General features: G+C 69.4%; 19 protein-coding genes and 2 pseudogenes. 19 read left to right on the top strand and 2 right to left on the bottom strand.

The window, feature by feature from the left end:
• Positions 1 to 109: 109 nt before the first annotated feature.
• The 10 genes from ACZ5PB_RS40530 to ACZ5PB_RS40485 all read left to right on the top strand — a co-directional run bounded on the left by ACZ5PB_RS40530 (position 110) and on the right by ACZ5PB_RS40485 (position 8,723).
• Entirely contained in the window at positions 110 to 328 is a 219-nt protein-coding gene (locus ACZ5PB_RS40530; protein WP_468698460.1) for a hypothetical protein, read from the top strand.
• A gap of 74 nt (positions 329 to 402) precedes the next feature.
• On the top strand, positions 403 to 651 hold the full coding sequence (locus tag ACZ5PB_RS40525) for a hypothetical protein (protein ID WP_468698458.1): 249 nt from the start codon (positions 403 to 405) through the stop codon (positions 649 to 651).
• A 321-nt stretch (positions 652 to 972) separates the two neighbouring features.
• Positions 973 to 1,632: a trypsin-like serine protease gene (locus ACZ5PB_RS40520; RefSeq protein ID WP_468698456.1), complete on the top strand. Its 660-nt coding sequence runs from the start codon at positions 973 to 975 to the stop codon at positions 1,630 to 1,632.
• 18 nt (positions 1,633 to 1,650) lie between these two features.
• Entirely contained in the window at positions 1,651 to 1,920 is a 270-nt protein-coding gene (locus ACZ5PB_RS40515) for a hypothetical protein (RefSeq protein ID WP_468698454.1), read from the top strand.
• Complete coding sequence (locus ACZ5PB_RS40510; RefSeq protein ID WP_468698453.1) at positions 1,917 to 2,120, top strand: hypothetical protein; 204 nt, start codon at positions 1,917 to 1,919, stop codon at positions 2,118 to 2,120. Before ACZ5PB_RS40515 ends, ACZ5PB_RS40510 begins: the two co-directional genes overlap by 4 nt.
• Before the next feature lie 8 nt (positions 2,121 to 2,128).
• Complete coding sequence (locus ACZ5PB_RS40505) at positions 2,129 to 2,836, top strand: DUF8189 domain-containing protein (RefSeq protein ID WP_468698452.1); 708 nt, start codon at positions 2,129 to 2,131, stop codon at positions 2,834 to 2,836.
• 302 nt (positions 2,837 to 3,138) lie between these two features.
• Positions 3,139 to 3,597: a hypothetical protein gene (locus ACZ5PB_RS40500; RefSeq protein WP_468698451.1), complete on the top strand. Its 459-nt coding sequence runs from the start codon at positions 3,139 to 3,141 to the stop codon at positions 3,595 to 3,597.
• An 83-nt stretch (positions 3,598 to 3,680) separates the two neighbouring features.
• Positions 3,681 to 3,821 carry a hypothetical protein gene (locus tag ACZ5PB_RS40495; protein ID WP_468698450.1) on the top strand — a complete coding sequence of 47 codons (141 nt, stop codon included), beginning with the start codon at positions 3,681 to 3,683 and terminating at the stop codon, positions 3,819 to 3,821.
• Positions 3,822 to 4,182: 361 nt separating this feature from the next.
• Positions 4,183 to 8,157: an amino acid adenylation domain-containing protein gene (locus ACZ5PB_RS40490; protein ID WP_468698448.1), complete on the top strand. Its 3,975-nt coding sequence runs from the start codon at positions 4,183 to 4,185 to the stop codon at positions 8,155 to 8,157.
• Between the two features lie 179 nt (positions 8,158 to 8,336).
• Positions 8,337 to 8,723 carry a hypothetical protein gene (locus ACZ5PB_RS40485; RefSeq protein WP_468698446.1) on the top strand — a complete coding sequence of 129 codons (387 nt, stop codon included), beginning with the start codon at positions 8,337 to 8,339 and terminating at the stop codon, positions 8,721 to 8,723.
• Between the two features lie 230 nt (positions 8,724 to 8,953).
• Here the strand turns inward: ACZ5PB_RS40485 and ACZ5PB_RS40480 are convergent, their stop codons facing one another.
• On the bottom strand, positions 8,954 to 9,298 hold the full coding sequence (locus ACZ5PB_RS40480) for a DUF6000 family protein (protein ID WP_468698444.1): 345 nt from the start codon (positions 9,296 to 9,298) through the stop codon (positions 8,954 to 8,956).
• A 63-nt stretch (positions 9,299 to 9,361) separates the two neighbouring features.
• Here ACZ5PB_RS40480 and ACZ5PB_RS40475 point away from each other — a divergent pair, with 63 nt between their 5' ends.
• Positions 9,362 to 10,876 (top strand): glutamate synthase-related protein, encoded by a 1,515-nt coding sequence (locus tag ACZ5PB_RS40475; protein ID WP_468698441.1) that lies wholly within the window; start codon positions 9,362 to 9,364, stop codon positions 10,874 to 10,876.
• A gap of 183 nt (positions 10,877 to 11,059) precedes the next feature.
• Here ACZ5PB_RS40475 and ACZ5PB_RS40470 read toward each other — a convergent pair whose 3' ends face one another.
• A complete protein-coding gene (locus tag ACZ5PB_RS40470) occupies positions 11,060 to 12,745 on the bottom strand; it encodes an acetolactate synthase large subunit (protein ID WP_468698440.1) in 1,686 nt (561 codons plus the stop codon).
• 897 nt (positions 12,746 to 13,642) lie between these two features.
• On the opposite strand from ACZ5PB_RS40470, the gene ACZ5PB_RS40465 reads away from it, so the two are divergent.
• The 8 genes and pseudogenes from ACZ5PB_RS40465 (at position 13,643) to ACZ5PB_RS40430 (ending at position 19,208) form a co-directional block, all read left to right on the top strand.
• A complete protein-coding gene (locus ACZ5PB_RS40465; protein WP_468698438.1) occupies positions 13,643 to 13,909 on the top strand; it encodes a hypothetical protein in 267 nt (88 codons plus the stop codon).
• A gap of 213 nt (positions 13,910 to 14,122) precedes the next feature.
• Positions 14,123 to 14,596: a hypothetical protein gene (locus ACZ5PB_RS40460; protein WP_468698437.1), complete on the top strand. Its 474-nt coding sequence runs from the start codon at positions 14,123 to 14,125 to the stop codon at positions 14,594 to 14,596.
• A gap of 3 nt (positions 14,597 to 14,599) precedes the next feature.
• Positions 14,600 to 15,199: a 3-oxoacyl-ACP synthase III family protein gene (locus ACZ5PB_RS40455; protein ID WP_468698432.1), complete on the top strand. Its 600-nt coding sequence runs from the start codon at positions 14,600 to 14,602 to the stop codon at positions 15,197 to 15,199.
• A gap of 169 nt (positions 15,200 to 15,368) precedes the next feature.
• A complete protein-coding gene (locus ACZ5PB_RS40450) occupies positions 15,369 to 16,628 on the top strand; it encodes an MFS transporter (RefSeq protein WP_468698430.1) in 1,260 nt (419 codons plus the stop codon).
• 111 nt (positions 16,629 to 16,739) lie between these two features.
• Positions 16,740 to 17,735 carry an aldo/keto reductase gene (locus ACZ5PB_RS40445; protein WP_468698427.1) on the top strand — a complete coding sequence of 332 codons (996 nt, stop codon included), beginning with the start codon at positions 16,740 to 16,742 and terminating at the stop codon, positions 17,733 to 17,735.
• Between the two features lie 120 nt (positions 17,736 to 17,855).
• A pseudogene (locus ACZ5PB_RS40440) lies at positions 17,856 to 18,034 on the top strand (IS110 family transposase); the annotation flags it as partial.
• A gap of 37 nt (positions 18,035 to 18,071) precedes the next feature.
• Positions 18,072 to 18,223 (top strand): annotated as a pseudogene (locus ACZ5PB_RS40435) (phospho-N-acetylmuramoyl-pentapeptide-transferase); the annotation flags it as partial.
• Between the two features lie 592 nt (positions 18,224 to 18,815).
• A complete protein-coding gene (locus tag ACZ5PB_RS40430) occupies positions 18,816 to 19,208 on the top strand; it encodes a hypothetical protein (RefSeq protein WP_468698425.1) in 393 nt (130 codons plus the stop codon).
• The last annotated feature ends 291 nt before the right edge of the window (positions 19,209 to 19,499 follow it).

Raw genomic sequence — 19,499 nt, 5'->3', positions numbered from 1 at the left:
ATCGCCCACCAAGAGCCCGTAATCTCAGCTTGGGTTTTGACCTCGACGGGGTGTGCGGTCTCGCTCGCTCCCACAGTGACCAAGGTCGCCGGGATATAGCCTCGCGAGCATGGTCCGTACTACTCCGCCTCGCCCCGTCGATGTGACCGTGCGCTTCCCCGAGCTCGCGCCTCTGGCCCGCACCTTGGCCGGGGGCACACTGCTGCTCGCGGGGGTCGCCCACGCAGCCGGTTCGAGCACCCCGTCAGCCGCCCCCGCGGCAAAGGCCACCGGGCAAATGCCGTACGCGGTCGAGGACTTCTCCTACCTGACGCTGAAAAGATCCTGAAGGAGGAGGGACTGATACTGAAGCGCGGTGACGGCCACATCACCCTCGCCGAATGCGGCAGTTCGCCGGACCTGTTGACCTTCCTCGGCCGTGACCGCGACGACTTCTGTTTCCGCGTCACCGGCACCAAGGGCTATTTGAGCTTGGAAGTCACTGGTGTGGCCGGTGTGCGGACGAAGGATCACACCGCGCATCTGGAGATGACCGCCGGCGACGAAACGAAGTCGTACGAGATCGCCAAGAACAAGTGGCAGGGGGTGGGTGAAACCACCGATCCGGCCGGGCGCGATCACACTCTGGTAGAGATCATCGCTGGCAAGTAGGGCTTCCGGTCGGATTCCGGCGCTTCCGAGGAGCAGGAATCCGCATGCAATCCGTTGAAGTTCCGCCGTCATGCGGCGGCTGCGCCGCCGGAATTGGCACGGGGTTCGAATGACTCGGGATCCTCCTGCCACCACTGCGGGCAACACAGCAAATCCGATAGAGCGCAAGCAGCTCTTGCGCCTCGGCCGTATGACTGCCAGATAGCCCTGTCCGGTCGAATCACAGCCGATCACGGGCATTCTCCTGTGCTACTGCACTTCACGATCGAGCCCTCTGGCCTCCATCCGCACTTCGGCCCACCCCTGAAGGGTCGTCACCTCATGTCTGGAAAGAGTTCGCGTACCGCGTGGACCACAGGACTTTGCACCACCGCGCTCGCTGCGGGCCTGATCACGGCTGGCCCTGCGGGCGCCACCACCGGCGATGAAGTCGGCGCCGGTTTCGCCTTCGCGGCGAAGCTCGTCATCGGCGACACTAGCCGCAGCGGCACTGGCGCCTTGGTGGGCGACCAGTGGGTGACCACCGCCGCCAGCTGCTTCGCCGATAATCCCGACCAGCCCGCTACAGTCACGGCGGGCAAGCCCAAACTGAAAACGATGACCACCATCGGCCGGGCCGACTTCAGCACCACCGGTGGGCAGGTCCAGGAAGTCGTCGAGCTGGTCCCGTACAAGGGCCGCGACGTCGTCATGGCGCGGCTGGCCAAGCCCGTCACCGGGATCACGCCCGTCGCTCTCGCAACGGCTGCCCCCGTATCGGGTGAGTCGGTCACGGTCGCCGGGTACGGGCGTACCAAGACGGAGTGGGTGCCCAACAAGCTGCACACCTCCGCGTTCACCGTGAACTCGGTCGAGGGTGCCTCGCTGAACTCCACCGGGAAGACCGCCTCTGATGCGGTCTGCAAGGGTGACACCGGTGGTCCGCTGCTGCGGCCGAAGGGGGCCGGGCACGAGCTGCTCGCCGTCAACAGCCGTTCCTAGCAGAGTGGTTGCCTGGGCGTGGACGCTGCGGAGACCCGCAACAACGCCCTGCAGAGCCGGACGGATGACATCGTCCAGTGGATCGAGGTAGTGCGGGACCGTGACCGCTACCTGGCGGTGAACCCGGGCCCGGCCACCGGCAAGGCCACCACCTTCCGCGGCGGTATCGGCAACCCGGCCTCGGTGCTGCACGCCAACGGCACCATGGAGACCTACACCGTCGGCCCGGACGGCTCGGTCACCGCGCCCGCTACGAGGAAGGCACCAACGGGCCGTGGAGCGGGGTGAAGAACGTCCTGGGCCCGAACTCCGCGAACGAGGTCATCGCCACCGTCGACGGCACCGGCCGCCCGAACATCTTCATGGTGCAGACCAACGACGGGGTCATGCGCCGCTACACCGGCGGCACCTGGAGCGACTGGGAGCGCTTCGCCGACGCGGGCTCACCCGCAGTGCAAAGGTCGCCCGTGACCAGCTCGGCCGCCTGAACGTGTTCATGCTGCAGACCAACGGCGGCATCATGCGCCGCTACGAGACCAAGCCCGCCGGCGCATGGAGCAAGTGGGAACGCTTCGCCGAGCCGGGCTGGGCCAACGACATCCAGATCGGCGCGCACGCCGATGGCCGTCTGAGCGTCTTCATGCAGCAGACCAACGGCGGCGTCATGGAGAAGACCGAGAGCGCCCCGGGGTCGGCGTGGAAGGACTGGGTGAGTTTCGCCGATGCCAAGTCCATGTCCACCGGCACGCCGAAGCGCCACACGAGCGGGCTTGCCACGGCCAACGAGCAGGACGGCCGCCTGGTGGTGATGATGCGTCAGTCCAACGGCGGTGTCATGCAGCGCAGTGAGCAGAAGACCAACTCGGCCTGGGCCGGCTGGACCCGCACCGCCGAAGCCGGGACCACCGACTCCCTCGCCCTGGCCCGGCAGGCCAACGGCCGCCTGGACGTCTTCCTCCTGGGCACCGACGGCAACATCACCCAGCGCACGCAGACCGCCGCCAACGGCGCCTGGAACACGCCCGCGTCCTTCTCCACCACCAAGGACACCGCGCACCTGTCGGTGGCCGCACACACCAACGGCATCCTGAGCGTCTTCGCCACCCAGACCGACGGAACCGTCAGCGAACGCAGGCAGAGCGCACCCAACGGCTCCTGGTACCCCTGGACCACGTTCAACGGACCCGGCACCGTCGCCCGCTGACCCCCACACCGTGTCCAAGTGCAGGCCCACGCAACCGGACACGGTACGGCCAACGGCAACGGCGGCGCCCCTCGGCAATGTGCCGCCGCCACAACGGGACTGCCCCACGGAAGAGCCCTTCCGTGGGGCAGTCCCACGTGCGCTCATCGAGGCACTGACGATCTTGAGGTGGAGGAGGTGAAGTTGAGGATGGTCTTGGACAGCCTTCGGAAGCGTGCCGACAAACTCACCGGCGAACGCCGGGCCGAACTGGACGCGTTGGGGATGCGGTGGAAGGCGGGCACGGCCAGGAGGAGCGCGGAGTGAGCAGGGACGGGTACAGCAGCGGGCTGGTGGATCGGGCGGCGGAGGACGTGCGGGAGGGCGATGCCGATGCGGTGCTGGCGGTCGCGGTGCGGTCGTACGCACGGTTCGCGGTCCACGCGCGCCTCGACGACGGCATGAGCGAGGAGGTCCTGCCCGTCCTGTGGTCGGTGATCCCGCCAGGGCAGCGGGAGGTGTACCCGGGCCAGTTGGAGGAGTTCGTGCACCGGTACCGGGATCGGCTGGTGCGGTTGTATGCGGACTACGGGCCGCAGTCGGCGATCGCGCGGCACGGCCAGCACGGGTGGCACGAACTGCTCGCGCACCCGGTGTCGCTGATCGCGTTGGAGCGGTTGTCTGCGGCCCGCTATGCGCTGGCAACGCGGTGGGACGGGGAGTTGCCGGACCGGTGGCTCAACGACATCTGCGGCCCCTGGGGCATCAGCGAACTGCTGTGACCGGCAGCCCTCTCTGGTCTGACAGGCCCCCCGAATCACCGGACGAGAACCGACCCAGGCGCGCGAAACGGCTGAACAGCTGCGTGAGCAGATCACGCTCCTCACCCGAGCAACTCGCCGCCGCCGAACGCACCCTGGAATGCCTGGACATCACCCGCACCACGATGCTGGAACTGGCCGCCGAGGACGGCATCGAGCCGCCCGAACCACTGCCGCCCGGCTAGCGTGAGGTCTTGCCGCCTTCGCACAGGCCGGGCACGGACTCCGCGCCAAGGAAATCTGCGAAATCCTGGGCACCGGCACCGAGCCGCGGCACACCGAGAGCGTCCGCGCCTCGCTGAAGCGCTTGGTCGACCGCGACATCCTCACCGAGCCCGAACCCGGCCTGTTCACCCCATCCGGCCCGACACTGTACTCGCCCGGAACCGGGGCGGGCTGAGCACCGACGCAGTCCCATACCTGCTCAACACGAATCGCCACAGAACGCCCACTCAATGGTCCGCTCACAGCCGGTACGCCGTTCAGGGAGCGCTCGTTGGACTTTACGTCCCATGCACGAGGTGCTTTCGGCAGGAGTAAGTGACCATGAACAGCAGGATCGGTAGTGGGAGTGAGAACCGCAGGCTGCCTCTCACGGCGTCCCAGGTTGGGATGTGGCTGTACCAGCAGCTGGACGCGGCGAGTCCCAGCGGGTGGGCGGCGGAGTGCGTGGTGCTCGATGGACAGCTCGATGAAGGGGCGCTCAAGGACGCGCTGAGCCGTGCGGTCCGCGACACCGACGCGCTGCAGGTCTGCTTCAAGGCGGACGATCAGGGCCAGCCGTGGCAGTTGCTGACCGAGGGCCTGACCTGCCCACTCACCACGATCGATCTCCGCGATGCGCCCGACCCGCCGGCCGAGGCCCACGCGTGGATGAACGCCGAACTGACTCGGCCGCTCGACGTGACGCAGCAGGCGCCGATTTCCTGTGCCCTGCTGCGCACCGACGACGAGTGCCACCTGCTGTACATCAGCGTCCACCACATCGCCCTGGACGGCTACGGGTTCTCCCTCTTCGTCCGGCGCCTCGCGGAGATCTACACCTGCCTGGAGGCAGGCCGCGCCGCGCCGCCCGCGTCCTGGCCTGCCCTGGCGGATCTGCTCGCCGACGAGGAGAAGTACCGTGCCTCGCCCCGCTGGGAGGAGGACCGCGCGTACTGGGCGGAGCAGCTGCGTGAGCGGAGCCCCGCGCCGGGGCCGGCGGCCCGGCTCAAGCCCCTGACCAACTTGCCGCTGCGTGAGACGGGGCACCTTGACTCGGCGGCGGCCGAAGGCCTGCGGCTCCTGGCGCGCCAGGCCAGGACCGGTCTGCCCTCTGTCGCCATGGCCGCACTGGTGCTGTACGTGCACCGGTTGGCGGGCCGTGAGCAGGTCACTCTCGATCTGACCGTCACCGGTCGCTCCGGCGCGGTGGCCCGCGCGGTGCCGGCCATGCTGGCCAACGTGCTGCCGCTGACCGTGCGCTGCGGGACCGGTCTCAACCTGCGTGAGCTGATCAGGGAGACCGCGCGCCAGGCCCGCGGGCTGCTGCGGCACCAGCGGTTCCCTGCCGGTCACCTCGTGCGGGACCTCGGCGCCCGGAAACCGGGGGGCTACCTGAGCGACTGGGGTATCAACATCATGGGGTACGACGAGCCGGTGCTGGCCTTCGGCCGGTGTTCCGCGCGGCTGCACAACCTGTCCAACGGCCCTTGTGAGGGAATGGCCGTCAACGTCTACGAGCGGGCCGGTGACAAGTCGCTGCGCGTCGATTTCAACGCCGACCGGGAGGACTACCGCCCCGCTGAGGTACGTGCCCACCACCGGCGGTTCATGGCGTTGCTGGAGAGCCTGGCGGCCGCCGACCCCGAGACGTCGGTCGCCTCGCTCGGCCTGCTGACCCAGGACGAGCACACCCGGTTGGCGGCCCTCTCGCGGGGCGCCGTCCCCGACGTTCCCGCGACGCCGCTGCCGGAACTGATCGAGCGGCAGGCCCGGCGCATCCCCGGCTCTCTCGCCGTGGTCGACAGCACCGGAGCACTGACGTACGACGAACTGAACGCACGTGCCAACCGGTTGGCACGGTTGCTCGTCGCGCGCGGTGCGGGGCCTGGAAGCCATGTCGCACTGGCGCTGCCGCGCACCGGCGGCTACCCCGTCGCGGTGCTCGCCGTGCTGAAAGCGGGAGCCTGTTGTGTGCCGCTTGATCCCGGCCATCCCGCCGACCGCATCGACCACATCCTGCGGGAGACCCGTCCGGTGTGTGTGCTCACGGCAGGCGCCACGGGGGCAGCTCTCGTCAGCTGTCCGGTGGTGCGGACCGACGCGGCGGACACCGTCGGCGCGCTGGAGGAACTGGCCGCCAACGATGTCGGCGACGACGAGCGCGTTGCACCGCTGCTGCCTCACCATCCGGCGTATGTGAGCTACACGTCGGGCTCCAGCGGGATGCCCAAGGGTGTGGTGGTCGAACATCGCAGCCTCACCCACCTGTTTTTCGACCACGAACGCGAACTCATCGCGCCCGCGGTCGGCCGGGCCGGACGTCGGCTGCGCGCCGCGCTGACGGCCGCGTTCACCTTCGACACGTCCTGGGAGGGCCCGCTGTTCCTCGCCGCCGGCCAGGAGGTGCATGTCATCGACGACCAGGTGCGCAAGGACCCCGACGCTCTGTGCGCCTATGCGGACGCGCACGGCATCGATTTCCTCGATGTCACCCCCTCCTTTCTGCACCAGCTCATCGCCTGCGGGCTCCTCGACGACGGGCGTCGGCGGCCCGCCCTGCTGATGGTGGGCGGCGAGCCACTGGACGCGAAGCTGTGGCGGACGCTGCGGGCACAGCCCGGCACTGTCTCGTACAACTACTACGGGCCCACCGAGTGCACGGTCGACGCCGTCTACTGCCGCCTGGACGAGCAGGGCGAGGAGCCGGTGATCGGCCGGCCGGGACACCATGTGCGGGCCTACGTCCTGGACGAGGCGCAGCGCCTGCTGCCACCCGGTGCGCCGGGTGAGTTGTACCTGGCAGGCCCCCAGGTCGCGCGGGGCTATCTGGGGCGGCCCGACCTGAGCGCCGAGCGGTTTCTGCCCGATCCCTTCGACGTGGCCGGGGAGCGCATGTACCGCACCGGTGACCTGGTGCGATGGACAGAGGGTGGCGTGCTGAAGTTCCTCGGCCGCACCGACCACCAGATGACGTTGCGCGGCTGCCGGATCGAGCCCGAAGAAATCGAGGCCGAACTCACCCGCCACCCGGCGGTGGCGCAGGCCGCCGTGACGGTGGTCCGCCCCGACGCCGGTGAGCCGGTCCTGACTGCTTTTCTCGTGCCGCACACGGCACCGCTTCCCGACGATCTGCGCGCCTGGGCGGCCCAGCGGCTGCCCGACTACCTGAGGCCCGCGCGCTTCGTCGCGCTCGACGCCCTCCCGCTCACCCGGCACGGAAAGCTCGACCGGTCTGCCCTGCCCCAGCACGCCCACGTCCCCTCCCCGCGCAGCAGCCGCCCCGTGGAAGGCGTTACCGAAAGCAAGCTCGCCGCTCTCTTCGCCGAGGTCCTCGACCTTCCCGGCGTCAAGGCGGACGACGACTTCTTCGCGCTCGGCGGCAACTCCCTGTCCGCGGCCAGGCTGGCCCGGCACGCACGCGCCGCACTGGGCGGGGACATCTCCCTCAGTACGATCTTCGCGGCGCCGACGGTGGCCGAACTGTCCCGGCACCTGACCAGGCGGAGCTCCCCCGAGCGCGACCTCTTCGGCGCGCTGTTGCCGCTGCGCACCGAGGGCGGAAAGCCGCCGCTGTTCTGCCTCCATCCGGGGGGCGGCCTGGGCTGGTGCTACGCAGGCGTACCCCGCCGACTGGGCCCCGACCGCCCTGTCTACGCCCTCCAGGCCCGCGGTCTGTCCCCGTCCGACTCGCTGCCCGCCACCTTCATCGAGATGGTCGACGGATATGTCGGGCAGCTCCGCTCTGTCCAGCCGGACGGCCCGTACCACCTGATGGGGTGGTCCCTGGGCGGTGCGCTGGCCCACGCGGTCGCGGTGCGACTCCAGGAACAGGGCGCGCGCGTAGGCCTGCTGGCCATGCTCGACTCCACGCCCCTGTCCGCACCGATCCCTTCCGACGTCGTACTCGACGCCCACAGCCTGCTGCTCGAAGCTGCCGGTCGGCCAGGCGGGCCGGGCGCACCCGAGGAGCCAGGCCACGGCGTGCGCGTCATGGCGGGGATGCCGGACGAGCCCTGCGCGGAGGCCTTCGTGACAGAGCGGAACGTCGCCGCGCTGAGGTCGGTACTGGCCAACTATGCCGAGGTGAGGGACACGTTCACCCCGTCCGTCTTCGAGGGCGACCTGCTGTTCTTCGACGCAGCTCCGGCGCCGGGCCGTGTGTCGCCGGCCAGCAGTCAATGGCACCCGTGGGTCACTGGCACCGTGGACTCACACACTGTGGCGGTCCCGCACGGCTCCATGACAGAGCCCGAACCGCTCGCCCAGATCTGCCGTCTGATCGCGCAACGGCTCGCCGTCGGGGGCGGCTCTCAATGAGCCGGGCAGGAACGTTCCGTGCACCTGGCGGGGGCGCTGGACGCCGGGTGCACCTCCCTGGCGGCGATGTGGGGCGGGCAAGGCGATCGAGGAACACCTGGTGACCGTCCCGGCCCACAGTTCACCGCAGGAGACCGCGGTGGTCCCGTGCGTACGTCACCGGGACCTGGGCGAAGAATTTGCGGACGGCCGCCCGGCTCACCAACGCCCGCCCCCAGGAGCTCGAAGAGCAGGGCATCGAGGTCTCCGACGATGACGAAGTGGTGGCGAGTGGGCTGTCCTCGAAGCGGCGGGAGGCCCTGGACGAGGTCGACCCTGGGTGGTGCCCGGCCTGGGACGCGGGGTGGCAACGCTGCCTCAGGCTGGCGCAGCACCACTTGGAGCACGGTGGCACCCTGCCCACCGAGCCCGGGGTGCTGCGGGTCCAGGGCGAGGACCTCGGGCGGTGGGTGCAGGGTTGCCGGTACGGATGGGACAGCTTGCAGGCGGCCCAGCAATGGCTACTGGGGAACGCCCTCGCCATCAGCACCCCGACGATCAGCGTCACCTCCACAGCGAAGGCATGAAAGGAGCGGTACCTGGAGAACGGGGCCACCAGTTTCTGCCGCCGTACGACAGCCACCGCGCAGACCGCCCGCAGCGCAAGCATCAGCACGGGCGCGAACAACAGAAACAGCGCTCCCTTCATCCCGTCCCCCTTCCTCTTCACCCCGGCGGACGCACCCCGGTACCGGCCACACCCTCCGCACCCCTTGCCCCGGAGCATCGCCCTTCAGCACGGCCCCGACGCCAGACGTCAGGTGTCGGCGCATTCGTCGGTGACAGCGCAAGCAAGGCGGATGCCGCCTAAGTAGGTGGAGATGCCGTCATCGCCGTGCATGTGGGGCGCGTCCCGAAACCACTGCCGCCACAGGCCGCCCTCCTGGAGGAGGAAGCTGGCCCGGTCGTCGTGCAGGACGAAGTCGGTGTACGCCAGGGCACCCATGACCGTCGGCTGGTCGTAGGCCAGGTCGGGCCGACACAGGTAACGATCCAGGTAATCAGCGAGCAGGCCGGCGGCCCGTGCGGTGCCGAAACTCGCCAGCGCCACGCAGTAGGCCCCACCCGCGCGAGGAGAACCTTCGCCGCGCTCCCGTGACATTTCGGTGGCGTGGGGTAGCCGGTCGTGGTGAGGTTCGGCCGGTCAGGGAGAGGAACGTCTTTCATGCGTGCTCGGAACATAGGCGCGTCAGCCGCCACAGCGTTGGCGCTGGTGGCCGCCCGCGACCTCGTGCAGAAGAAGCACGCACTGCTGAGGAACTTTCCCGTGCTGGGGCACGCCAGGTACTTGTTGGAGAAGATCGGCCCCGAGCTGCGGCAGTACGTCGTGACGTCCAACGACGAGGAACGGCCCTTCAGCCGTGACCAGCGCAGCTGGATCTACGCGTCGGCGAAGGAGGAGAACAACTACTTCGGGTTCGGCACCGACAACGACGTCGAGCATGTGCAGGGTCACGCGTACGTGAAGCAGCGCACGTTCGCCGGCCGGCTGCCCGATCTACGCGACGCGCAGGCGCCGTTGCCCTCGGCAAAGGTGCTCGGCGGACCACGAGGGCGCGCGAAGGCGTTCCGTCCGGCGAGTGTCGTCAACATCTCGGCGATGAGCTTCGGCTCGCTGTCCGGCGCGGCCGTCACGGCACTCAACAAGGGCGCGGCGCTGGCCGGGACGATGCACAACACCGGCGAGGGCGGCCTGTCGCCTTACCACCTCAACGGTGGGGAACTCGTCTTCCAGCTCGGTACGTCGTACTTCGGCTGCCGCAACGAGGACGGGACGTTCAACCTCGACAACCTCAAGTCCGTGGTCGCGAGCGGGCCCGTCAAGGCGATCGAGATCAAGCTGTCGCAGGGTGCGAAGCCGGGGCTCGGCGGCATGTTGCCGGGTGCGAAGGTGACCGACGAGATCGCCGGGATCCGCGGCATCCCCGCGGGCAAGGACTGCGCGTCGCCGTCGCGGCACACCGCGTTCCACGACGTGGACTCGATGCTCGACTTCGTGGAACTGCTCGCCACGGAGACCGGATTGCCCGTCGGGATCAAGAGCGCCATCGGGGAAATGGGCTTCTGGGAGGAACTCGCCACCCTGATGGAGCGAGGTGGTCGAGGGGTCGATTTCGTGACCGTCGACGGAGGCGAGGGCGGCACCGGGGCTGCTCCCCTGATCTTCGCCGACTCGGTGTCCCTGCCGTTCCGCATGGGCTTCTCCCGCGTCTACAGCGTGTTCGCCGAGCGCGGGCTGACCGACGACATCACCTTCATCGGCTCGGGCAAGCTCGGCCTGCCCGAGAACGCCGTCGTCGCGTTCGCCCTCGGCGTCGACATGGTCAACGTCGGCCGTGAGGCGATGCTGTCCATCGGCTGCATCCAGGCGCAGAAGTGCCACACCGACGCATGCCCCACCGGCATCACCACCCAGAACCCGTGGCTGACGCGCGGCATCGACGCACCCTCGAAGGCCATCCGGGCCGCGGGCTACCTGCGCACCCTGCGCAGGGAGTTGTTGAGGGTCTCGGGCGCCGTCGGCGTCGCCCACCCCTCGCTCATCACCCCCACCGACATCGACATCCTCAACGGCGACTACGACGCCCGCACCCTGGCGAGCGTCTACGGCTACAAGGACGGCTGGGGCTCGCTCGGCCCCGAGCTCGCCGATGAGATCACCGGGCTGCTCACTGCCTGAGCACGTCCTTGCCCCTCGTCGGGTATGCGGAGATACGACCGAGGCCTGAACAGCACACGACGTCACCATTTTGCGCAGTCCTGCCCGGGGTGGCCCTCGGGGCGGCCCGCTCCGCGCGAGGTGTGACAGAGACCCCGGGCAGCGCGGCCCGTACGGGAGTTCGGGCCGCGCCGCGCGGGCGGGTCAGAGTGCCGCGTCGAGGTGCCCGAGGTGCTCGATGAGGTTCATGTTCTCGGCGTAATCCACCGGGCAGTTGATGATCGACACGCCCGGGTCCGCCAGTGCCTCACGGAGCGTCGGCAGCAAATCCCCGGCGGACTCGATGTGGTAGCCCTTCGCGCCGAAGCTGCGGGCGTACTGGACGATGTCCGGGTTGCCGAAGTCGGTGTTGGAGTTCTCCCCGACCTCCAGGTCCATCTTCCACCTGATGAGCCCGTAGCCGTTGTCCTCCCAGATCAGCACGGTCAGCGGGATGTTCTCGCGGACAGCCGTCTCGATCTCCTGGGAGTGCATGAGGAACGAGCCGTCGCCGACCGCCGCCAACACCTTCGTCCGCGGCCTGGCGAGCTGGACCGCGAGCGCGCCGGGCAGCGAGAAGCCCATGGTGGACAAGCCGTTGGAGATGAGGCAGGTGTTCGGCGCGTACGTCGGGTAGAGCCGAGCCATCCACATCTTCAGCGCGCCGGTGTCGACCAGCACGATGTCGTCGCGGCCGAGCGCGGCGCGGGTGTCGGCGATGACGCGCTGCGGGGCGAGCGGGTAGCGCTCGTCCGCGGCGCCCTTTTCGAGTTCCTTGGCCAGCAGGGCGCGGGTGGCCGTGGTGTCCTTGTCGTCGACGGTCCAGCGCAGGCCGTCGAGTTCGGTGGCGAGGGCGTCGAGGGAGGCAGAGATGTCGCCGATGATGCCGACATCGACCGAGTAGCTGTCGTCAACCTCCGCCGGGAAGCGGTGGATGTGGACGATCTTCTTGTCACCATCCGGGTTTATCCGGGACGGGTCGAACTCCTGCAGCTCGTAGCCGACGGCGATGACGACGTCGGCCTCCTCGAACCCGAAGTTGGTGTAGTCGCGCCGCATGAACCCGAACGTGCCGGTCGCGCACGGGTGGTCGTCGGGCAGGACGCCCTTGCCGTGGAAGGTGGTCGCCGTCGACACGTCGAGTGCGGTGGCGAACGCCGCCAGCGACTCCTCGGCGCCGCCGCGCGCCGCGCCGTGTCCGGCGAGGATCACCGGCCGGCGGGCCTCCCGCAGCAGCTCCACCGCCCGCTTGATCTGCTCCGGGGACGGCGCCTCGGGCTGCACGACGTTCCTGCGCAGCGGGCGCAGGTCCGAGCCGTCCGTCGCCGCGTCGACATCCTCGGGCACGGCGAGGTAGACGGCGCCGGGACGCTCGGTCTCCGCGGTCTTGAACGCGCGCCGGACCATCTCTGGGATGGCCTGTGTGGCCGGGACGCCCGCCGACCACTTCGTGACCGGCGCGAACATGCTCACCAGGTCCACGAACTGGTGGGACTCCTTGTAGTTACGCTCCTTGCCGACCTGCGCGGTGATCGCGACGACGGGCGTGCTGTTCGTCATGGCGTCGGCGACGCCCAGCATCAGGTTGATCGCGCCGGGCCCCAGCGTCGCGGACATCACTCCCGCCGAGCCGGTGAGCCGGCCGTGCATCTCTGCCATGAAGGACGCGGCCTGCTCGTGCCGGGTGAGGACGTAGCGGATCTTCTCCGAACGGGCGAGGGCGTTGGTGAAGCGGATGTTCTCCTCGCCGGGCACGCCGAACACCACCTCGACGCCCTCGTTCTCCAGGCAGCGCACCAGGAGTTCGGCTGCTCCGTCGGGGGTCTGCTTCCGGTGCTCGGCGTCGCTCACGCTGATCGTGTCCTCTCCCGGGTTTCGGCCGCGCCGATGGGCGGACCGGTCAGTCGTCTACCCCGGCCCAGCGCTCGAACGCCTGCGGACCGGGTCCTACGAGCCAGACCCTCGGATTCCTGATCACCGCCCGGCGTTCCTCGTCGTCAGAGACCGCGGCCAGGGTCTGGTGGGTGCTGGACGCCGTTCTAGAGCATCGGTGCTGCTCAGGCCACCGGCTGGCCACCCACCGATACGACTTCAGGGTGTTGCGGTAACGTCAATGGCTTCCGAGAGCCGGTGCAGCCATGCCGACACCCCGAACAAGTCATCCCGCACCGACAGGCCGCAGTGGGGTTCGGTGAACACGGTGGTGGTGGGGCCGTGCTCGTGGAAGCGGTCGATCAGGACGTGCTCGGGTACGGGCGCGTGGGCGTAGGCCCGGAGCTTCTTCGTGCGGCGGGGGCAGCAGGACGATCCGCTCTTCGTCGATCTCGGCCCGCCAGCCCTTGGGGGCGTCCAGCTCGCGCCACGACTGGAGCCGGTAGTCCCGTGGGCGGGAGCGAGGTGTGCGGTCGGGCTCGGCGGTCATCGCCAGTCCCCTTCCTCAGCCTTCTTCACCAGGCCGGTCTTCCTTCCCCACCCCGAACCCGTCCGACGCGGCCGACCGCACGGCGCCGCGCGGCGGTGCCTCGCGCCCCGCAGGTCCGCCTCACGTACGCTTCCCGCCACGGCATTTCACAGAAAAGCCGCAGGTCAGGGGTGAGACCGAGGGTTGTCTTCCCAGGGAGCTCTCAGCCGAACTGACGGCACCCATTCCTGCCGTCCTTCCGCCTCCTCTGCGGCGAAGCGGACTTTGACGCGCAGGGGGCGTTGTGTACCCAGCTTTAGGATCTCGACGTCTGTGACGGGGGCGACGTGTCCCGGCAGATCGTCCGCCAGGCATGGGAGCAGCTCCAGCGCAGCGGCGAAGCCCGAGGTCTGCTGATGCCGATGGTCTTGGAGGTCACCGCGAAGGTCGGCAAGAGGTTGCGGGCCGTGCCCATCGCCCAGCTCTACGAACAGGGGCTTGTCCAACACGTCGGCCAGTGCACGAAGCTGGAAGACCAGAACGAACTGCGAAGTGCGCTACAGCGTTACCGTGTGGACGACAAAGCAACCTGTAGTCGCAACCGCAGATTGTAATCGCGGAGCGCCCGGCCGCCACTTCTCAGGGCGAACGGCCGGACGTCCAGTACTAACGACGGTGTCCCCTACACCGTGGTCATCTGCGGCTTCGCCCGCGGCAACGACGGCCCGCCCCTGTCCACCGTGGGCGCCCCGAGGCGGCGACCACCACGGTGGAGGTGGTCGGCATGCTCGTGCGCACGGACCGGCCCCGACATCGCCATCCGCCCCGTGCACCACAAGGGCGTCAAGGGCCGTCCTCAGGACGGCGAGTACATCGAGATCGTCAACCGCAGCGGCGCGATGACCGCGATCAAGGACTGGACCATCAACGCCGGTGACAGCGGCCAGAACTGCACCTTCGCCGGCAACGACCACCACTCGATCATCTTCGGAGGGGCATCGGCCGGCGACCAGCTGTGGATCATGGACCAGCCCGAGTTCAGACTTCTCCACAATCATCTCCCCGCAGGCACCACACCGGTGGCCGCGTTCTGCCAGGCCTACTCGCTGAAGTACCGGCGACAGATGCTGACCACGGAGATCTCCGGCCTCTGCACGATCAAGTTCACCCTGTGGCCCCACGTCGCCGCCCAGCCGCAGGGGATGCTGTCGGCCGACGTCGAGTACAAGCTGTTCAACGATGACAAGGCGACCGTGCCCGTCACCGTCGCCCTTCCGCCTCTTTTGCGGGTATCGGAGTGAGTCATGCCCCTGTACCCGCGGCGACACGTCGGCGCCGGGGCCGTGGTGCTCGGGCCGGCCCGCAGCGGATACGGCATCGTCGGCACGGGCACCCACACCGACAGCAGCCTGCACGCCCTGATCGGGGTAGCGGCGGGCGGCAGCCGGCAGCCGGCCTCCGCCCGGTCTCTCGCCGCCGGCGACCACTTCTTCCGCATGCAGGGCCGCGAGGTCCGCGACTTCGTCAACGAGCGCCTCCCCCTGGCCGTCCAGGGCGTCCTCGACGCACACAGCATCGACGGGGGCGAAGTACGGCACTTCATCCCCCACCAGGCGAACGGGGTGATGGTCGGCAGCGTCGTCCCCCGCCTCGGACTGCCCAACGCCCACACCTACCTCCCGGTGGAAACCCACGCCAACACCGGCGCGGGCTCCATTCCCCTGGCACTCGACCATGCGCACCGCTCCGGTGCCCTGCGCCACGGCGACCTGCTGCTGCTTGCCGGCTTCGGCGGGGGCATGACGATCGGCGCGGCACTGATCCGCTGGGACGCGGCCCCGGTGACCGAACCACGCCCCGTCCTGCCGGTGTCCGCACTCGTCGGCAGCGGTGCCCCTTGCTGACCGCCCGCATTCCCGCCCCGGAGCCCGGCTGCGCGGTCGCCTGCTGGTCCATGGGACTGGACGACGAGGACGGACTGCCCTGCCCGGGTGACTGCGGCCTGGTCCCCCGCCGCACCACTTTGCACCACACCGCCCACCTCAGCGCCCACTACAGGGAGAACCAAGAGCGATGACCACCACACTGACCCCCGACGCCCCGGCGTCCGCGGACCTTCGCCCGAGCGACCGGGGCACCGCGCCCGACGCGCGCGGTCAGACCTCGCCGCTGCGCGCCTGGCTGGCCGTGGTGGCCCTGGCACTGGGCACGTTCTCCTTCGTCACCACCGAACTGCTTCCCGTCGGTCTGCTGCCGTCCATCAGCTCCGGAGTGGACGTGTCCGTGGGCACGGCCGGATTCCTGGTCACCGGATTCGGCCTCGTCGCCGCCCTGACCTCCGCACCCCTGACCGTCCTGTGCGGCCGCATCGACCGCAAGTGGCTGATGACCGGGCTGCTGGTGCTCTATGTGGTGGGCAACCTCCTGGCGGCCGTCGCCTCCTCCTACGCGCTGCTGCTCTGCGCCCGCATCCTCGTGGCGCTCGCCCATGGCGTGTTCTGGTCCATCGCGGCGGCCATCGCGGTGCGCCTGGTGCCCGAGCAGTACGGCGTCCGGGCCACCTCCATCGTGCTCGGCGGCATCTCGCTGGCCACGGTGCTCGGGGTGCCCCTGGGCACGATGCTCGGCAACCACGCCGGCTGGCACGCTGCGTTTGTCGGCGTCGCCACCATCGGATTCGTCGTCCTGGTCGTCGTCCTGCTGACCATGCCTGCCCTGCCCGCCCAGGGCAGCGTAAGTCTGGCGGCGCTGCCCAAGGTCCTGAAGAATGGCCCGCTGCGCAGTGCGATGGCGGTCACCGCGCTGGTCATGATCGGGCACTTCCTCGCGTTCACCTACGTAGCCCCGTACCTGGAACAGGTCACCGGCATCAGCGAGGGACTGATCAGCCTGCTGCTCCTGGTCTTCGGCGCGGCCGGCTTCATCGGCAACTTCATCGGCGGTGCGGTCGTCGGCCGATCCGTGCGCGGCGCACTGCTCGGTGCCGTCGCCCTGATGGCCGCGGTGCTGGCGCTGCTGTGGGCGCTGGGCACCACCCCGGGTGCGGCGATCCCCCTGCTGGTGGTGTGGGGCCTGGCCTACGCCGCCGTGCCTGTCGGCCTCCAGACCTGGGTGCTCCAGCTCGCCAAGGAAGAGGGCGACGCGGCATCCTCGCTGTACGTGGCGGCGTTCAACGGCGCCATCGCAATTGGCTCACTCATCGGCGGACTGGTCGTGGACTCCGATGCCGGTCCCCGTGCGGTCACCGGCATCGCCGCCCTTCTGATCGGCTGCGCCTTCGTCGTCCTGCTGTTCGCCGGCCGCGCCACTCGCGCCCAGCAGCACACCGTCTGAGCCACGCCCCCTGAACGCGGAGCCGGGACCGGGACAACCCCCGCACCCCGTCCCGGCTCCGTACCCCACCGTCCCGCGCCCCGAGCGGGGCCTTCCCCCAAGGAGAACTCCGTGCAGCAACGCACTCTCGGCTCGTCCGGCCTCACCGTCTCTGCGATCGGCCTGGGTTGCATGGGCATGTCCGCGTTCTACGGACCGCGCGACGAAACCACCGCCATCGAGACGGTCCGGCACGCACTCGACACCGGTGTGACCTTCCTCGACACCGCGGACGCCTACGGCAACGGACACAACGAGGAGCTCCTCGGCCGGGCGCTGAAGGGCCGCCGGCACGAGGCCACCCTCGCCACCAAGTTCGGCATCCGCTCCGTGGGGCCCGCCGGGACGGCCGGCGGCGCCGTGATCGACTCCAGCCCGGAGTACGCCCGCCAGGCGTGCGACGCCTCACTGGCCCGGCTGGGCGTGGACCACATCGACCTGTACTACCTGCACCGGCGTGACCCCGCCACTCCCATCGAGGACACCGTGGGAGCCATGGCAGAGCTGGTGCAGGCCGGCAAGGTCCGCCACATCGGGCTCTCCGAGGTGGGCCCGGACACCCTGCGCCGGGCCCACGCCGTGCACCCCGTCGCCGCCCTCCAGAGCGAATACTCCGTGTGGGAGCGCGAGTTGGAGGACGAGATCCTGCCCGTGGCCCGGGAGCTCGGCATCGGAATCGTCCCGTACGCGCCAGTCGGGCGCGGCTTCCTCACGGGTGCGCTCACCACCCTCGATCAACTGGCGGACGACGACTACCGCCGCAGCGACCCGCGCTTCCAGGGCGATCACCTCGCCCGCAACCTTGCACTGGTCGAGCAGGTCCGCACGCTGGCCACCCGGATCGGCTGCACGCCGGTCCAACTGGCACTCGCCTGGCTGCTGTCCCGCGGCAAGGACATCGTGCCCATCCCCGGCACCAAGCGCATTGCCTACTTGGCGGAGAACGCGCAGGCGGCCGAGGTGTCACTGTCCGCGGCGCACCTCCGCGAACTGGCAGAAGCGATCTCCCGGCACACGGTCTCCGGAGCCCGCTACGCGGCACCCGCGATGCGCCTGCTCAACACCTGACCCCAGCCGGTTCCCAGGCCCGCCGAGGCCGTCAAGGAGTCGAGCGTGCCGAACTGCACAACTCGCACTCGCGGGCCAGCCGCATCCTGCGGACGCCGAGCAGAAGGCCGACGAACAGCTCTGACCTCGAAGTTCGGCACCGTCCTGGTCATCGTGGACCAGCCCGCCCCCATCGGCGACCTGCCGCTGACGATCTCCCGCGGGACCAGTTGCCGCGTCGCCCACCTGCCCGGCCATGCGCCGCGTCGCCAGGCCTCCACCCCGGCAGGACAAAGACCGACGCCAGGGACGCGGCCATCAAGGATGGTGCTTCTGCATAGGGTCCGAGCCGGGGTAATGCGCCAGATTCTGTTTGCCGGGGGGCCTTATGCCTCTTCCTGACTCTGATTGGTACCCCGCTGCTGATCAAGATGCTGGCGCGCCAGGGGTATGGGCAGTTCATCCGAGACGACGGCCCGCAGGGCCACGACGGGCAGAGCGAGGATCCATGCGGCGCACAGCGTCCAGGCCGGCTGGGCGTCGAGGGTGCGGTAGCCGGTCAGGGGGATGGGTTTGCCGAGGGCGGCGAGGATGTCGTAGGCGAGCGCGAGGGCGGAACCGGTGCCGGGGGTGGGGTGGACGGTGACACGGCCGTGCGCGAGGTCGTGAGCGGCGAGGGCCGCGCGGGTGTGGGTGACGTCAATGACTTGCTGCCGGACACGGCACGGCCAACGGCGACGGCGGTACACCCCGGCAAGGTGCCACCGCCACAACAGGTCAGTCCCGCGGACAACCCGCCGCGGGACTGACCTGCTCCCACAACCAGGCGGCCTACCAGAACCGGCGCCAAGCCACCACCGCGCTCCGAGGCCGGCTTGACCGGTGGCCGCGCGAGCCGTGGTCGGAGCATGGATCCGACGGCCCTGGCGCGTTCCGCCGCGGATTCGCCGGCCGTTCGCATCGGGCTGTGAACGTTCGCGTTATTCCCCAGGGGTAAGTTCACGTAATTCCCCAGGCCCTGGCCTCGTCCGGCCGGAGGCTGAGGGCCGGAGCATCCACTCGGCGGCGGACTTCGACGACTGGGCTTCGGCTCTGGCAGCGGTGGAGCTGGCCGAGCCTTCCACGTTCATCATCGACTCGGCGGGTGTGCTGCGGCTCGTGCCGCGCCGGAGCGAGCACGTGGTGGGTGCCGGCGGTGGCCCTGTTCTGCGCGCCGGGGAGATGAGCTTCCGCAAGGAGTCCGGTCAGTGGGTGGTCGCTGAGGTGAGTAACCAGTCGACCGGATTCTGCCCAGACATCAGCTCGTGGACGGCCGTCGCGAAGGCTCTGGACGCAGCCGGGATCGAGCACCCTTCCGGCTTCACCCACGAGGTGGTGTTCCGGCGCTGTCCCGCCTGCGGCCAGCTGAACATCGTTCGGGAGCACGACTTCGTCTGCGTCTTCAGTGACGAGGGCCTGCCGCGAGAATGGAACGTGGACGGGTCCGGGAGTTAGCGGACCCAGTGTCGCTGATCGCCTCGGTGCAGCTGGTGGCTGTGCGATCCCGGTACGCGGAGGCGGAACAGTGGAACGGGCGCCTGCCCGACCGATGGCTCAACGACGTCAGCGCCGCCTGGGGCGTCGACGAAGTCCTCTGAACTCCTGCGGCCGAAACGACGGAAGAGATACCCGTACGTACCGTCTCTCGCCCGCCGGGAGGGTCGTTGAAAGGGACAGTGCCCCCGAGCACTGCCTCCATCAGAAGTCCCCCGGTGTTGTGGGCGAATTCCAGGGGTCGTTGCAACA

The sequence above is a fragment of the Streptomyces sp. NPDC032721 genome, assembly GCF_055579625.1.
This window is presented reverse-complemented; position numbering and strand designations above follow the sequence as displayed.

Excerpts from the sequence above, each read along its gene's own strand:
- ACZ5PB_RS40530 (WP_468698460.1), top strand. The coding sequence starts at position 110 with ATGGTCCGTACTACTCCGCCTCGCCCCGTCGATGTGACCGTGCGCTTC.
- ACZ5PB_RS40520 (WP_468698456.1), top strand. The coding sequence starts at position 973 with ATGTCTGGAAAGAGTTCGCGTACCGCGTGGACCACAGGACTTTGCACC.
- ACZ5PB_RS40505 (WP_468698452.1), top strand. The coding sequence starts at position 2,129 with ATGCTGCAGACCAACGGCGGCATCATGCGCCGCTACGAGACCAAGCCC.
- ACZ5PB_RS40490 (WP_468698448.1), top strand. The coding sequence starts at position 4,183 with ATGAACAGCAGGATCGGTAGTGGGAGTGAGAACCGCAGGCTGCCTCTC.
- ACZ5PB_RS40480 (WP_468698444.1), bottom strand. The coding sequence starts at position 9,298 with ATGTCACGGGAGCGCGGCGAAGGTTCTCCTCGCGCGGGTGGGGCCTAC.
- ACZ5PB_RS40475 (WP_468698441.1), top strand. The coding sequence starts at position 9,362 with ATGCGTGCTCGGAACATAGGCGCGTCAGCCGCCACAGCGTTGGCGCTG.
- ACZ5PB_RS40455 (WP_468698432.1), top strand. The coding sequence starts at position 14,600 with ATGCCCCTGTACCCGCGGCGACACGTCGGCGCCGGGGCCGTGGTGCTC.
- ACZ5PB_RS40450 (WP_468698430.1), top strand. The coding sequence starts at position 15,369 with ATGACCACCACACTGACCCCCGACGCCCCGGCGTCCGCGGACCTTCGC.